Annotated in this window: 9 protein-coding genes; 4 read left to right on the top strand and 5 right to left on the bottom strand. The window is 72.0% G+C overall.

All coding sequences use genetic code 11. The annotated features are described in order from the left end of the window. Positions 1-2 precede the first annotated feature (2 nt). From AQI88_RS27180 to AQI88_RS27165, 4 genes are all read right to left on the bottom strand, one after another. A complete protein-coding gene (locus AQI88_RS27180; RefSeq protein WP_067004102.1) occupies positions 3-683 on the bottom strand; it encodes a response regulator in 681 nt (226 codons plus the stop codon). Further along, entirely contained in the window at positions 680-2,380 is a 1,701-nt protein-coding gene (locus AQI88_RS27175) for an ATP-binding protein (RefSeq protein WP_244184344.1), read from the bottom strand. The genes AQI88_RS27180 and AQI88_RS27175 overlap by 4 nt, the downstream gene beginning before the upstream one ends. 98 nt (positions 2,381-2,478) lie before the next feature. Then, positions 2,479-3,420 carry a sucrase ferredoxin gene (locus AQI88_RS27170; protein WP_067004100.1) on the bottom strand — a complete coding sequence of 314 codons (942 nt, stop codon included), beginning with the start codon at positions 3,418-3,420 and terminating at the stop codon, positions 2,479-2,481. Between the two features lie 54 nt (positions 3,421-3,474). Next, positions 3,475-4,731 carry a citrate synthase gene (locus tag AQI88_RS27165; protein WP_067004197.1) on the bottom strand — a complete coding sequence of 419 codons (1,257 nt, stop codon included), beginning with the start codon at positions 4,729-4,731 and terminating at the stop codon, positions 3,475-3,477. A gap of 112 nt (positions 4,732-4,843) precedes the next feature. On the opposite strand from AQI88_RS27165, the gene AQI88_RS27160 reads away from it, so the two are divergent. Beyond that, positions 4,844-6,007, top strand: coding sequence for a citrate synthase/methylcitrate synthase (locus tag AQI88_RS27160; protein ID WP_067004097.1), 1,164 nt, complete (start codon positions 4,844-4,846; stop codon positions 6,005-6,007). Between the two features lie 66 nt (positions 6,008-6,073). Next, the gene (locus tag AQI88_RS27155) at positions 6,074-7,171 is read left to right on the top strand and encodes a CobW family GTP-binding protein (RefSeq protein ID WP_067004096.1); all 1,098 of its coding nucleotides are present in this window, start codon (positions 6,074-6,076) and stop codon (positions 7,169-7,171) included. On the opposite strand, the gene AQI88_RS27150 is transcribed toward AQI88_RS27155, so the two are convergent. Beyond that, complete coding sequence (locus AQI88_RS27150; RefSeq protein ID WP_067004092.1) at positions 7,168-9,627, bottom strand: DNA gyrase/topoisomerase IV subunit A; 2,460 nt, start codon at positions 9,625-9,627, stop codon at positions 7,168-7,170. The genes AQI88_RS27155 and AQI88_RS27150 overlap by 4 nt on opposite strands. A 270-nt stretch (positions 9,628-9,897) precedes the next feature. Between AQI88_RS27150 and AQI88_RS27145 the strand changes: the two genes are divergently transcribed. Then, entirely contained in the window at positions 9,898-11,292 is a 1,395-nt protein-coding gene (locus tag AQI88_RS27145) for a M16 family metallopeptidase (RefSeq protein ID WP_067004090.1), read from the top strand. Beyond that, positions 11,289-12,677 (top strand): M16 family metallopeptidase, encoded by a 1,389-nt coding sequence (locus AQI88_RS27140; RefSeq protein WP_067004088.1) that lies wholly within the window; start codon positions 11,289-11,291, stop codon positions 12,675-12,677. Before AQI88_RS27145 ends, AQI88_RS27140 begins: the two co-directional genes overlap by 4 nt. Positions 12,678-12,706: the final 29 nt, after the last annotated feature.

Genomic DNA, 12,706 nt, shown 5'->3' with positions numbered 1-12,706 from the left:
GCTCAGGCGCGGGTCGCCCACACGTAACGGTGTTCCGGGCGGCCCGCGTCGCCGTATTTCAGGGTCAGCCGGGCCCGTCCGGTGCGCTCCAGGAGCTTCAGATAGCGCTGGGCGGTCTGGCGGCTCACCCCGGTCCGCTCGGCGATCTCCTGGGCGGACAGCGGCCCCTCGGCGCTCATCAGGGCCTGGCGCACCAGTTCGGCGGTGGTGGGGGAGTGCCCCTTGGGCAGCCCCGGCTCCGACGGCGCGGACAGGGCGCCGAAGATGCGGTCCACCTCGGCCTGTTCGGCCTCGCCGCCGCCGTCCAGCGTGCGGCGCAGCTGGGCGTACGCCTCCAGCTTGGCCCGCAGCCCGGCGAAGGCGAATGGTTTCACCAGGTACTGCAGGGCGCCGTGCCGCATGGCCGCCTGGACGGTCGACACGTCCCGCGCGGCCGTCACCATGATCACGTCGGTCTGGTGGCCGCGCCTGCGCATCTCCTGGACGACCGCGAGCCCGGTGTCGTCGGGCAGGTAGTGGTCCATGAGGACCAGGTCGAGCCTCGGCAGCGTCTCCAGCCGGCTCAGCGCCTCGGCCGCGTTGTGCGCCTCGCCGGCCACGTGAAAGCCGGGCACTTTCTCGACGTAGGCGGCGTTGACCCGGGCGACCCGGGTGTCGTCGTCCACGACCAGGACCTCGATCATCGCGCCTCCTCCTCGGCGGCGGTCGAAATGCGCGCAGGGGGCGTGGCACCGGCCTCCACGGACCCGGTGAGCACGGGCTCCGGTTCCGGTTCGGGCAGCGCCTCGGGCAGCACGATGGTGAACTCCGCGCCCCCGCCGTCCGCCGCGCTCACCGTCGCGCTCCCGCCCTGTCGTTCGGCGAGCCGACGCACCAGCGAGAGCCCGAGGCCCCGCTTGCCGTGCGCGGGCGGCTTCTTGGTGGACCACCCCTCCGTGAAGATCAACTCCTGCTGGTCCTGCGGGATTCCGGGCCCGGTGTCGCGCACGCGGAGGACGACCGTACGTCCTTCGGTGCGCAACTCGACCTCCACGCGCGCGTGCGGGGTGCCGGCGACCGCGTCCAGCGCGTTGTCCACGAGGTTGCCCACGACCGTGACCAGACCCCGCGGGTCGATCAGCCGGTCCGGCAGCCGGGTGCGTTCCGACACCCAGAGGGCGACCGCGCGTTCGGCGGCCACGGTCGCCTTGCCGACCAGCAGGGCGGCGAGCAGCGGGTCCTGGATCTTCTCGGTCACCTGCTCGGCGGTGGCCCGGTGGTCCCCGACGACCTCGCCGACGAACTCCACGGCGTCGTCGTACATCTCCAGCTCCAGCAGGCCGAGCAGGGTGTGCATGCGGTTGGCGTGCTCGTGGTCCTGGGCGCGCAGGGCGTCGATCAGGCCGCGCGTGGAGTCGAGTTCGCGGCCCAGTTGCTCCAGCTCGGTGCGGTCGCGCAGGGTGGCCACGGCGGCGCCGTCGTCCGTGGGCATGCGGTTGGCGACCAGGACGCGCTGGCCGCGCACGGTCAGCAGGTCGGTGCCGGTCACCCGCCCGGCCAGGACGTCCGCGGTACGGCCCTCGCCCAGCGCCTCGTCCAGGGACTTGCCGACGGCCTCGTCGCCGATGCCCAGCAGCCTCCGGGCCTCGTCGTTGAGCAGGCGGATGCGGCCGCTGCGGTCGAGGGCGACCACGCCCTCCCGGATGCCGTGCAGCATCGCTTCGCGCTCGGCGAGCAGCGCCGAGATGTCGGAGAAGGCCAGGTCCCGGGTCTGCCGCTGGACCCGGCGGGAGATCAGCCAGGCGGCCAGCGCGCCCACCGCGAGGGCACCGCCGGCGTAGGCGAACAATCCCGGGATCGCGCTGATCAGGCGGGCCCGCACGCTGTCGTACGCGATGCCGACCGAGACCGCCCCGATGATCCGGTGGTCGGCGTCGTACAGGGGCACCTTGCCGCGGGCCGAGCGGCCCAGGGTGCCCTTGTCGATCTCCATGACCTCCTTGCCGGCCAGGGCGTCGCTGGGGTCGGTGGAGACGGGGCGGCCGATCTCGCTCGGGGTGGGATGCGACCAGCGGATCTTGCGCCGGTTCAGCACCACGATGTACTCGGCGTGCGTGGCCTTCCGGATCCGCTCGGCCTCCTTCTGTACCGGGCCGTTCCTGGTCGGCGGGGTGGTCTGGACGCCTTCGGCGATGTGCGGGTCCTGTGCCGTGGTCTGGGCGATGGCCAGCGCGCGGCGCATCGCCTCATGGTCCAGCTGCTTGCTCAGCGGCGCCAGGAAGAGCCCGGTCGCGAGCACTGCGACGCCCGCGGCGATCGCCACCTGCATCAGCAGCACCTGCGAGAACACCCGCCGCGGCATACCGAGGCGCAGACGGCGTGCGGGGGCAGTGGGGCTCATGTCCACGACGGTACGTGGGCGGACGGTCGTCGTCGTAGGGGGTGTGGCGGGAATCTCTTGACCAATTCTTGAAGGAACGGCTGCGGGGGAGTGTCGGCTCAGCTCGCCAGCGCCGTCGTCCTCAGCTCGCGCACCGCCACCACGTCCATCCGCGCCGGCGCCCCGAGCACCGCGGCACCGCAGCTCTCCGGGCGCGGCGGCAAGGACGCGCCCTGCGCCACCGTGACCCGCCAGCGGCGGCCGTCGGCGTGGGCGACGGTGACCTCCCAGCGAGGTGCCCTGCCCTCGGTCCGTACGACGCTCAGCGCGCCCGCCGCGTACTCGTCCGCCACCGAGCGCACGGCCAGCTCGGCCGCCTGGCCGGGTCGTTCCCAGGCGGAGCACCCCCGGCACCCCTCAACCACCACGCGCCCCTCCTGGACCCCGTGCAAGGCCTCCTTGATGGTGCGCGCCTCCGCGCGGCCGTAGGCGTAGCCGTACGGCAGGACGAGCACCGTCGGCGAGAAGCGATGACCACCCAGATGGGTGACCTCCCAGACGCCCCGCACACCGGACGCGGTCAGCTCGGCGGCCAGGGGACGACCCAGAAGGGCGCAGCAGCGGTCGCGCTTGCCGTTGGTGCACACGAGCGCGAGCGGGTCGCCCGTGTGCAGCCGGCCGTCGAGCGCCGCGCCGAAGGAACGGTGGTCGCCCGCGCCGAGGGCGGCGAAGTCGAGGCCGAGCAGTCGGCGTGGATCGCGGGTGGTGGCGCTGTGCAGCCATACGTTTCCGGGAACAGTGTGGGCCGCGTACACATGCCGGAGCGCCGAGGTGCCGAGGTCGGCATGGCGGCCGGGGCGCCGGATGAGCGCGATGCGGACGCCGGTTCCCTCGGCGGCGGCCTCCAAGGCACGGCCCAGCGCGGGGTCGAGATGGCTCGAAGTGAGTGCCTTGGCACCCCATGGTCCGGACTGTTCCAGCAGCAGCCACGTCGTCGCCGTGGCAGCCGTGCCGGAAATGGGCTCGTCAAGGCTCCGGGAGACGGTCGCGCACCTACTCACAGAGGTGAGCCTAACCTGACTCTCCCCGGGGCGACTTCCGGCCGTGCCTCTGTCCTACTCCGGGAGGGGTTGCGGAGGCCGCGGACCGACGTAGTGACCGACGGGGCGCATACGCAGCGGGCGCTCGCCGTACTCCTCCAGGGCGTGGGCGATCCAGCCCGCCGTGCGGGCGACGGCGAAGATCGTCTCGCCGGCTGTGGCGGGCATGCCGCTGGAGGCGGTGAACACGGCCAGCGCCAGGTCGACGTTGGCGTGCAGCGGGGTGTGGCGGGCGGTCGTGGCGACGATGTCGCGGGCCGCGAGCAGGGCGGGCTCCGCGCGCGGGACCTGCTCCAGGAGGCCGAACAGCACCCGCGCGCGCGGGTCCTCGCCGACGTAGAGCAGGTGGCCGAGTCCGGGGATACGGCGGCCCGCGCGCAGCTCGTCCGCGATCACCGGGACCGCGGTCCCCTGGTCGAGCACGTCGAGCAGCATCCGGTGGGCCAGGCCACTGGAGGCTCCGTGCAGCGGGCCCTCCAGGACGCCGAGCCCGGCCGAGACGGCCGCGTAGGCGTGCGCGCGGGCCGAGGCGGCGACCCGGACGGCGAGCGTGGAGGCGGCCAGGTCGTGATCGGCGAGCAGGGCGAGGGCGGTGTCCAGGACGCGCAGTGACGCCTCGTCGGCGGGGCGGCCGGTCAGCCGGCCCCACAGGCGGTGGGCCAGCGGGCCGTCGTCCTTGGGTGCGTGCAGGACCGGTGGCAGCGCGGCGACGAGGGTGGGGATGAGGATGCGTGCCGTGCTGAGCACGGCCTCCTCGGACAGGTCGAAGCGCAGCGGGTCCCCGGCCGCCGCGGCGATCGCCGCCACCCGCAGCCGGTCGGTGGGGGACGTGTGCTCGGGCAGGGCGTTCACGACGTGGCGGGCGACCTCGACGGTGGCCTGTGGCGCGGTGAAGGTCACGCCCGGGGTCAGGCGGCCCGTCCACAGCCACTCCGCGACCTCCTCGTAGGAGTGGCGGGCGGCCAGCTCCGTGGCGTCGACGCCACGGAAGTAGTACCGGTCCTTGTCGATCAGAGTGATCCGGGTCCGGACGGACAGGTCCCCGCCGGAGCCCGGACTTCCCGCGGCTTCGCGCCGGTTGCGCCGGGCGAGGGCCTCGACCTCCTTGGCGTCGAAGGTGCTGGCGCGGCCGCCGGGTTCACGCCTGCTGCTGAGCAGGCCACGGCTCACGTAGGCATACACCGTCTCCGGCTTCACGCCGAGCACCTCGGCGGTCTCCTTGGTGGTCAGCCTTCGCCCGGGACGGCCGGGGGTGGGTTCGTGATCGCGCATGGAGGTCACCGTAGCCGCCTCGAACATGTTGAGAGCCATGCATTGATTCACTCAACGTTGACAGGAAATGAGTCAAGCATGGACAGTCGGATCAAGTCCAGGGAGGAACATCATGTCCATCAACAGGACCGCACCCGTTGTCGACGTACCGCGCGGCCTCGCGGGGGTCGTCGTCACCGACACCGAGATCGGAGACGTCCGGGGGCTCGAGGGCTTCTACCACTACCGCCAGTACTCGGCCGTCGAACTCGCGCGGACCCGCGGCTTCGAAGACGTCTGGCATCTCCTCGTCCACGGCGCACTCCCGGACGCGGAGCGCCGGGCTGCCTTCACCGCCGAGACCGCGGCGCTGCGCCGGCTGCCCGAGGAGGTCGGGGCCGCCCTTCCTGCCCTCGCGGAGGCCAGCCGCACCTGCGGCCCGCTCGCCGGCATGCGCACCGCGCTGTCGCTGTTCGGCGCGGCGAAGGAGTTCCGGCCGGTGTACGACGTGGATGCCGGCCGGCGCCGTGCGGACACCGTCGCCGCCTGTGCGGCGGTACCGACGCTGCTCACCGCGCTGTACCGGCTCGGGCAGGGACTCGACCCCGTGGAGCCGCGCGACGACCTGTCGTACGCGGCCAATTACCTCTACATGCTCACCGGCGAGGAACCGGACCCCCGGCGGGCCAGAGCGGTCGAGCAATACCTGATCTCAACCATTGATCACGGATTCAATGCATCAACCTTCACCGCGCGGGTCATCGCGTCCACGGGCGCCGACGTGGCCGCCTGTCTCGTCGGGGCCGTGGGCGCACTGTCCGGGCCGCTGCACGGCGGGGCGCCCAGCCGTGCCCTCGACACCCTGGACACGATCGGGACGCCGGACCGGATCGACTCCTGGATCCGGGAGCGGGTGCTCGCAGGCGACCGCATCATGGGTTTCGGGCACGCCGTCTACCGCACGGAGGACCCCCGTTCACGGATGCTGCGCGAGATCGCCCTCGGCTTCGGGGGCCCGCGCGTCGCCTTCGCCGTCGAGGTCGAGCGGCACGTCGAGGCGATCCTCGCCGAGCTGAAGCCCGGCCGCGAACTGCACACGAACGTCGAGTTCTACGCGGGCGTGGTCATGGAACTGTGCGGTCTGCCCCGGGAGATGTTCACCCCCACCTTCGCGGCGGCCCGCGTGGTGGGCTGGAGTGCCAACATCCTGGAACAGGCGGCGGATCCGAAGATCATCCGCCCGGTCGCACGGTATGTGGGACCCCAGCCGCCGGTGGCGGTGCCGACCCAGCCCTGAGCCCGCCCCAGGGCGCCCCGCTCTTATCCTGGTCCGGCAGTCGGTCCACGTGAGAGAGGGCGCCCGTTGGGCAACAGCCGCACCCCGCAGCAGATCCCCGTCGTCGTACTCGCCGGATTCCTCGGATCCGGCAAGACCACGCTCCTCAACCACCTCCTGCACCGCAGCGGAGGCAGCCGCATCGGGGCGATCGTCAATGACTTCGGGGCCATCGAGATCGACGCGATGGCCGTCGCCGGAGCCCTCGGCGACTCGACCGTCTCGCTCGGCAACGGCTGTCTGTGCTGTGCCGTCGACGCGAGCGAACTCGACCTCTACCTGGACCGGCTCGCCGCGCCCGCCGCCGGCATCGACGTCATCGTCATCGAGGCCAGCGGGCTCGCCGAGCCGCAGGAACTCGTGCGGATGGTGCTCGCCAGCGAGCATCCCGGCATCGTCTACGGCGGACTCGTCGAGGTCGTCGACGCCGCCGAGTTCGACGGCACCCGTGCCCGCCACCCCGAGATCGACCGGCACCTCGCCCTCGCCGACCTCGTCGTCGTCAACAAGCTCGACCGGGCGCCGGACCCCGACCGCGTCCTCGGCCTCGTCCGCTCGCTCACCGACCGTGCCGCCGTCGTCCCCGCCGCCTACGGCCGCATCGACCCGGAGTTCCTCTTCGACTGCAGGCCGAGCGAGGAGCGCATCGGGCAGCTGTCCTTCGACGACCTGCACGAGCACGGCGACGACGACCACGACAGTCACCTGCACACGGGCTACGACAGCCTGTCCTTCGTCTCCGGCCTGCCGATGGAGCCGCGCCGGCTCATGCAGTTCCTGGACAGCCGTCCGGAGGGGCTGTACCGGATCAAGGGGTACGTCGACTTCGGGCCGTACGACGCGGGCAACCGGTACGCCGTGCACGCCGTCGGGCGTTTCCTGCGCTTCTATCCCGAGCCCTGGGACCGCGCCGACGCCCGCCTCACCCAGCTCGTCCTGATCGGCTCCGGCATCGACACGGGCGCCCTCGGCAAGGAACTGGAGGCGTGCAAGAGCGACGCCCCACACGCCGACGAGCACGGCATGTGGGGCGTCCTGCGCTACGTGCAAGGCCCGGACGAAGGGCCGGGCCCGGGGGAACCGCCGGGCCCGGGCGAAACGGACCTGGAAGATCCGCCCGCCTAGAACACCGGTCCCGCGACCACCGACACCGTCTTCGCCAGCGACACGCCCGAGCCGTCCCGGCGCGGGTCCAGGTCGGGCAGCTCCACCGGGGTGCCGTTCTTCTGCGCCGCCCGGGCCGGGACCGGGCCCGTCCAGGCCAGCGACAGGCAGTCCTCGCCCTTCAGGAACCGCTGGCAGCGCACGCCGCCGGTGGCCCGCCCCTTGCGCGGGTACTGGTCGAACGGGGTCAGCTTGGCCGTGGTCTGCACGGAGTCGTCCAGCGTGCCGCGCGAGCCCGCCACCGTGAAGACCACCGCGTCGGCGGCCGGGTCGACCGCCGTGAAGGAGATGACCTTCGCGCCCTCGGCGAGCTTGATGCCTGCCATACCGCCCGCCGGGCGGCCCTGCGGACGGACGATGGAGGCCTGGAAGCGCAGCAACTGCGCGTCGTCCGTGATGAACACCAGGTCCTCCTCGCCGGTACGCAGCTCCACCGCGCCGACGATCCGGTCGCCCTCCTTGAGCGTGATGACCTCCAACTCGTCCTTGTTGGACGGGTAGTCGGGCACCACGCGCTTGACGACGCCCTGCGCGGTGCCGAGCGCCAGCCCCGGGGACGACTCGTCCAGCGTGGTCAGGCAGACCACCGTCTCGTCGTCCTCCAGGGAGACGAACTCCGCCAGCGGCGCCCCTCCGGAGAGGTTCGGCGCGGTCGCCGCCTGAGGCAGCTGCGGCAGGTCGACCACGTTGATCCGCAGCAGGCGGCCCGCCGAGGTCACCGCTCCGATCTCGCCGCGCGTGGTCGCCGGGACCGCCGAGACGATCACATCGTGCTTGGCGCGCTTGGCGCCGGTGTCCTCCGGGAACGGCTCGTTGCCCGCCGTACGGGCCAGCAGGCCCGTCGAGGACAGCAGCACCCGGCACGGGTCGTCGGCGACCTGGAGCGGCACGGCGGCGACCGGGGCGCCGGCCGACTCCAGCAGGACCGTGCGCCGGTCGGTGCCGAACTGCTTGGCCACGGCTGCCAGTTCGGCCGAGACCAGCTTGCGCAGCTCCACGTCCGACTCCAGGATCCGGGTCAGCTCCTCGATCTCCGAGGTGAGCCGCTCCTTCTCCGCCTCCAGCTCGATGCGGTCGTACTTGGTGAGCCGGCGCAGCGGCGTGTCGAGGATGTACTGCGTCTGGACCTCGCTCAGCGAGAAGCGCTCCATCAGGCGCTGCTTGGCCTGCGCGGAGTTGTCGCTGGACCGGATCAGCCGGATGACCTCGTCGATGTCGACCAGCGCGGTCAGCAGGCCCTCGACCAGGTGCAGACGGTCACGGCGCTTGCCGCGGCGGAACTCGCTGCGGCGCCGCACCACGTCGAAGCGGTGGTCGAGGTAGACCTCCAGCAGCTCCTTGAGGCCCAGGGTGAGCGGCTGACCGTCCACCAGGGCCACGTTGTTGATACCGAAGGACTCCTCCATCGGGGTCAGCTTGTACAGCTGCTCCAGGATCGCCTCCGGCACGAAGCCGTTCTTGATCTCGATGACCAGACGCAGGCCGTGCTCACGGTCGGTGAGGTCCTTGACGTCGGCGATGCCCTGGACCTTCTTCGCGTTGACCAGGTCCTTGATCTTGGCGATCACCTTTTCCGGACCGACCGTGAAGGGCAGTTCGGTGACGACCAGGCCCTTGCGGCGGGCGGTCACGGCCTCGATCGAGACCGTCGCGCGGATCTTGAAGGTGCCGCGGCCCGTCGCGTACGCGTCCCGGACGCCGTCCATGCCGACGATCCGGCCGCCGGTGGGCAGGTCGGGGCCGGGGACGTGCTTCATCAGCGCGTCCAGGTCCGCGCTCGGGTACCGGATCAGATGGCGGGCGGCCGCGATGACCTCCCGCAGGTTGTGCGGCGGCATGTTCGTCGCCATACCGACCGCGATGCCCGAGGAGCCGTTCACCAGCAGGTTCGGGAAGGCGGCGGGCAGCGCCACCGGCTCCTGCTCCTGGCCGTCGTAGTTGGGCGTGAAGTCGACCGTGTCCTCGTCGATCGACTCGGTCATCAGGCTCGTCGCCTCGGCCATCCGGCACTCGGTGTACCGCATGGCGGCCGGCGGGTCGTCGTTGCCCAGCGAGCCGAAGTTGCCGTGGCCGTCGACCAGGGGAACGCGCATCGAGAACGGCTGGGCCATGCGCACCAGGGCGTCGTAGATCGACGCGTCGCCGTGCGGGTGCAGCTTGCCCATGACCTCGCCGACGACGCGGGCGCACTTCACGTACGCCCGGTCCGGGCGCACGCCCATCTCGTTCATCTGGTACACGATCCGGCGGTGCACCGGCTTGAGACCGTCGCGGGCGTCCGGCAGGGCGCGCGAGTAGATGACCGAGTACGCGTACTCAAGGTAGGAGCCACGCATCTCGTCCACGACGTCGATGTCGAGGATCTTCTCCTCGTACGAATCGTCGGGCGGCGGGGTCTTCGTGCTGCGGCGGGCCATCGCTGCCGGCTCCTTGCTGAAGCGTTTGACGGATCTGACGCGGACCATTGTGGACCGAGGCACTGACAGCCCGGTCCACGACCCGGTCCCGGCGGACCGGACCGGTGCCGGAAGGCCGTCCCGCGGCACCCGTGACGCAGGCTACGCGATCCGCTGTGGGCGTACGTCCGGCGGGAACTTCGCCGAGCCCTCGCACGCTTTGCATACAGTGGCAGGACCGGCAGGAAAACCGCGGTTTCGAAGACCGCTTCCGCTCGCGAAGGGACGTACATGCCCATGGGTCACACGACCACAGCCGAGGCAGGCTCCGGGGGCCTGACAGCGACCGAGCACCGCCTGGCCAACGGTCTGCGCGTGGTGCTCTCCGAGGACCACCTGACCCCGGTGGCGGCGGTCTGCCTCTGGTACGACGTCGGCTCCCGCCACGAAGTCAAGGGACGTACCGGCCTGGCTCACCTTTTCGAGCACTTGATGTTCCAGGGCTCGGCGCAGGTCGAGGGCAACGGTCACTTCGAGCTGGTGCAGGGCGCCGGCGGCTCGCTCAACGGCACCACCAGCTTCGAGCGCACCAACTACTTCGAGACCATGCCCACCCACCAGCTGGAGCTCGCCCTCTGGCTGGAGGCCGACCGCATGGGCTCGCTGCTCGCCGCCCTGGACGACGAGTCCATGGAGAACCAGCGGGACGTCGTCAAGAACGAGCGCCGCCAGCGCTACGACAACGTGCCCTACGGCACCTCCTTCGAGAAGCTCACCGCCCTCGTCTACCCCGAGGGGCACCCCTACCACCACACGCCGATCGGCTCGATGGCGGACCTGGACGCGGCCACCCTGGAGGACGCGCGCCAGTTCTTCCGCACCTACTACGCGCCCAACAACGCGGTGCTGTCCGTCGTCGGAGACATCGATCCCGCGCAGACCCTCGCCTGGATCGAGAAGTACTTCGGGTCGATCACGTCCCACGACGGCAAGCCCGAGCCCCGCGACGGCTCCCTGCCCGAGATCATCGGCGAGCAGCTGCGCGAGGTCGTCGTCGAGGAGGTCCCGGCGCGCGCCCTGATGGCCGCCTACCGGCTCCCGCACGACGGCACACGCAAGGCGGACGCGGCCGACCTGGCCCTCACCGTCCTCGGCGGCGGCGAGTCCTCCCGCCTGTACAACCGGCTGGTGCGCCGCGACCGTACGGCCGTTGCGGCCGGGTTCGGCCTGCTGCGCCTGTCCGGCGCGCCCTCGCTCGGCTGGCTGGACGTGAAGACCTCCGGTGACGTCGAGGTGCCGGTGATCGAGACCGCGATCGACGAGGAGCTGGCCCGGTTCGCCGAGGAGGGCCCCACGCCCGAAGAAATGGAGCGCGCCCAGGCCCAGTTGGAGCGCGAGTGGCTGGACCGGCTGGGCACAGTCGCCGGCCGCGCCGACGAACTGTGCCGGTACGCCGTCCTGTTCGGCGACCCGCAGCTCGCCCTCACCGCCGTCCAGCGCGTCCTGGAGGTGACCCCCGAGGAGGTCCAGGAGGTCGCCAAGGCCTGCCTGCGCCCCGACAACCGCGCGGTCCTCGTCTACGAGCCGAAGCACCCGGAGACCGTCCAGGACGCCGACGTGCCCGAGGACCCGGAGCAGGAAGCGACTGTAGAGGCCGGTAACGACAACGAGGAGACGGCCAAGTGAGCGAGCTCGCCACGATGGACTTCCACCCCCAGCCGCAGCCCGGCGAAGCCAGGCCCTGGGCGTTCCCGGCCCCCGACCGCGGCACCCTGGACAACGGCCTGACCGTCCTGCGCTGCCACCGCCCCGGCCAGCAGGTCGTCGCCGTCGAGGTGTTGCTGGACGCGTCACTGGACGCCGAGCCGGCCGGCCTCGACGGCGTCGCCACGATCATGGCGCGGGCCTTCTCCGAGGGCACCGACAAGCACTCCGCGGAGGAGTTCGCCGCCGAGCTGGAGCGGGCCGGTGCCACGCTCGACGCGCACGCCGACCACCCCGGCGTCCGCCTCAGCCTGGAGGTCCCGGCCTCCCGCCTGGCCAAGGGCCTCGTCCTGCTGTCCGACGCCCTGCGCGCGCCCGCGTTCGCCGAGAGCGAGGTCGAGCGGCTGGTCCGCAACCGCCTGGACGAGATCCCGCACGAGCTGGCCAACCCCGCCCGCCGGGCCGCCAAGGAGCTCTCCAAGGAGCTGTTCCCGGCGAGCTCGCGCATGTCGCGCCCGCGCCAGGGCACCGAGGAGACGGTCGAGAAGATCGACGCGGCGGCCGTACGCGCCTTCTACGACCGCCATGTGCGGCCTGCCACGGCCACCGCGGTGGTGGTCGGCGACCTCACCGGCACCGACCTGGACGCGCTGCTCACCGACACCCTGGGCGCCTGGACCGGCACCGCGGGCGCGCCGCGGCCCGTGCCGCCGGTGACCGCCGACGACACCGGCCGGGTGGTCATCGTCGACCGGCCGGGTGCCGTTCAGACCCAGCTGCTCATCGGCCGGATCGGACCCGACCGGCACGACCGCGTGTGGCCCGCCCAGGTGCTCGGCACCTACTGCCTCGGCGGCACCCTCACCTCCCGCCTGGACCGCGTCCTGCGCGAGGAGAAGGGCTACACCTACGGCGTGCGCGCCTTCGGGCAGGTCCTCCGCTCCGCCCCGGAGGGCACGGGCGCCGCGATGCTCGCCATCAGCGGCTCCGTGGACACCCCGAACACCGGTCCCGCGCTGCAGGACCTGTGGGCGGTGCTGCGTACGCTCGCGGCGGAAGGCCTGACCGACGCCGAGCGCGACGTCGCCGTGCAGAACCTGGTCGGGGTGGCGCCGCTGAAGTACGAGACCGCTGCGGCCGTCGCCGGCACCCTGGCGGACCAGGTCGAGCAGTACCTGCCCGACGACTTCCAGGCGACGCTGTATCAGCAGCTCGCCGCCACCGGCACGGTGGAGGCCACCGCGGCGGCCATCAACGCCTTCCCGGTGGACCGCCTGGTGACCGTCCTCGTCGGTGACGCGGCTGAGATCAAGGCGCCCGTCGAGGCGCTCGGCATCGGCGAAGTCACCGTCGTGACGGCCGAGTAGCGGCCGGACGGCGCCACGCGCGCGCGGGG

This window comes from Streptomyces cellostaticus (assembly GCF_001513965.1).
In the GTDB taxonomy this organism is placed as follows: Bacteria; Actinomycetota; Actinomycetes; order Streptomycetales; family Streptomycetaceae; genus Streptomyces; species Streptomyces cellostaticus.
Note: the sequence above shows the minus strand (reverse complement) of the source record. Positions and strands in the feature narration are given on the sequence as shown.

Coding starts and splice junctions, on each gene's coding strand:
- AQI88_RS27180 (WP_067004102.1), bottom strand. CDS start 683: ATGATCGAGGTCCTGGTCGTGGACGACGACACCCGGGTCGCCCGGGTC.
- AQI88_RS27175 (WP_244184344.1), bottom strand. CDS start 2,380: ATGAGCCCCACTGCCCCCGCACGCCGTCTGCGCCTCGGTATGCCGCGG.
- AQI88_RS27165 (WP_067004197.1), bottom strand. CDS start 4,731: ATGCGCGATCACGAACCCACCCCCGGCCGTCCCGGGCGAAGGCTGACC.
- AQI88_RS27160 (WP_067004097.1), top strand. CDS start 4,844: ATGTCCATCAACAGGACCGCACCCGTTGTCGACGTACCGCGCGGCCTC.
- AQI88_RS27150 (WP_067004092.1), bottom strand. CDS start 9,627: ATGGCCCGCCGCAGCACGAAGACCCCGCCGCCCGACGATTCGTACGAG.
- AQI88_RS27145 (WP_067004090.1), top strand. CDS start 9,898: ATGCCCATGGGTCACACGACCACAGCCGAGGCAGGCTCCGGGGGCCTG.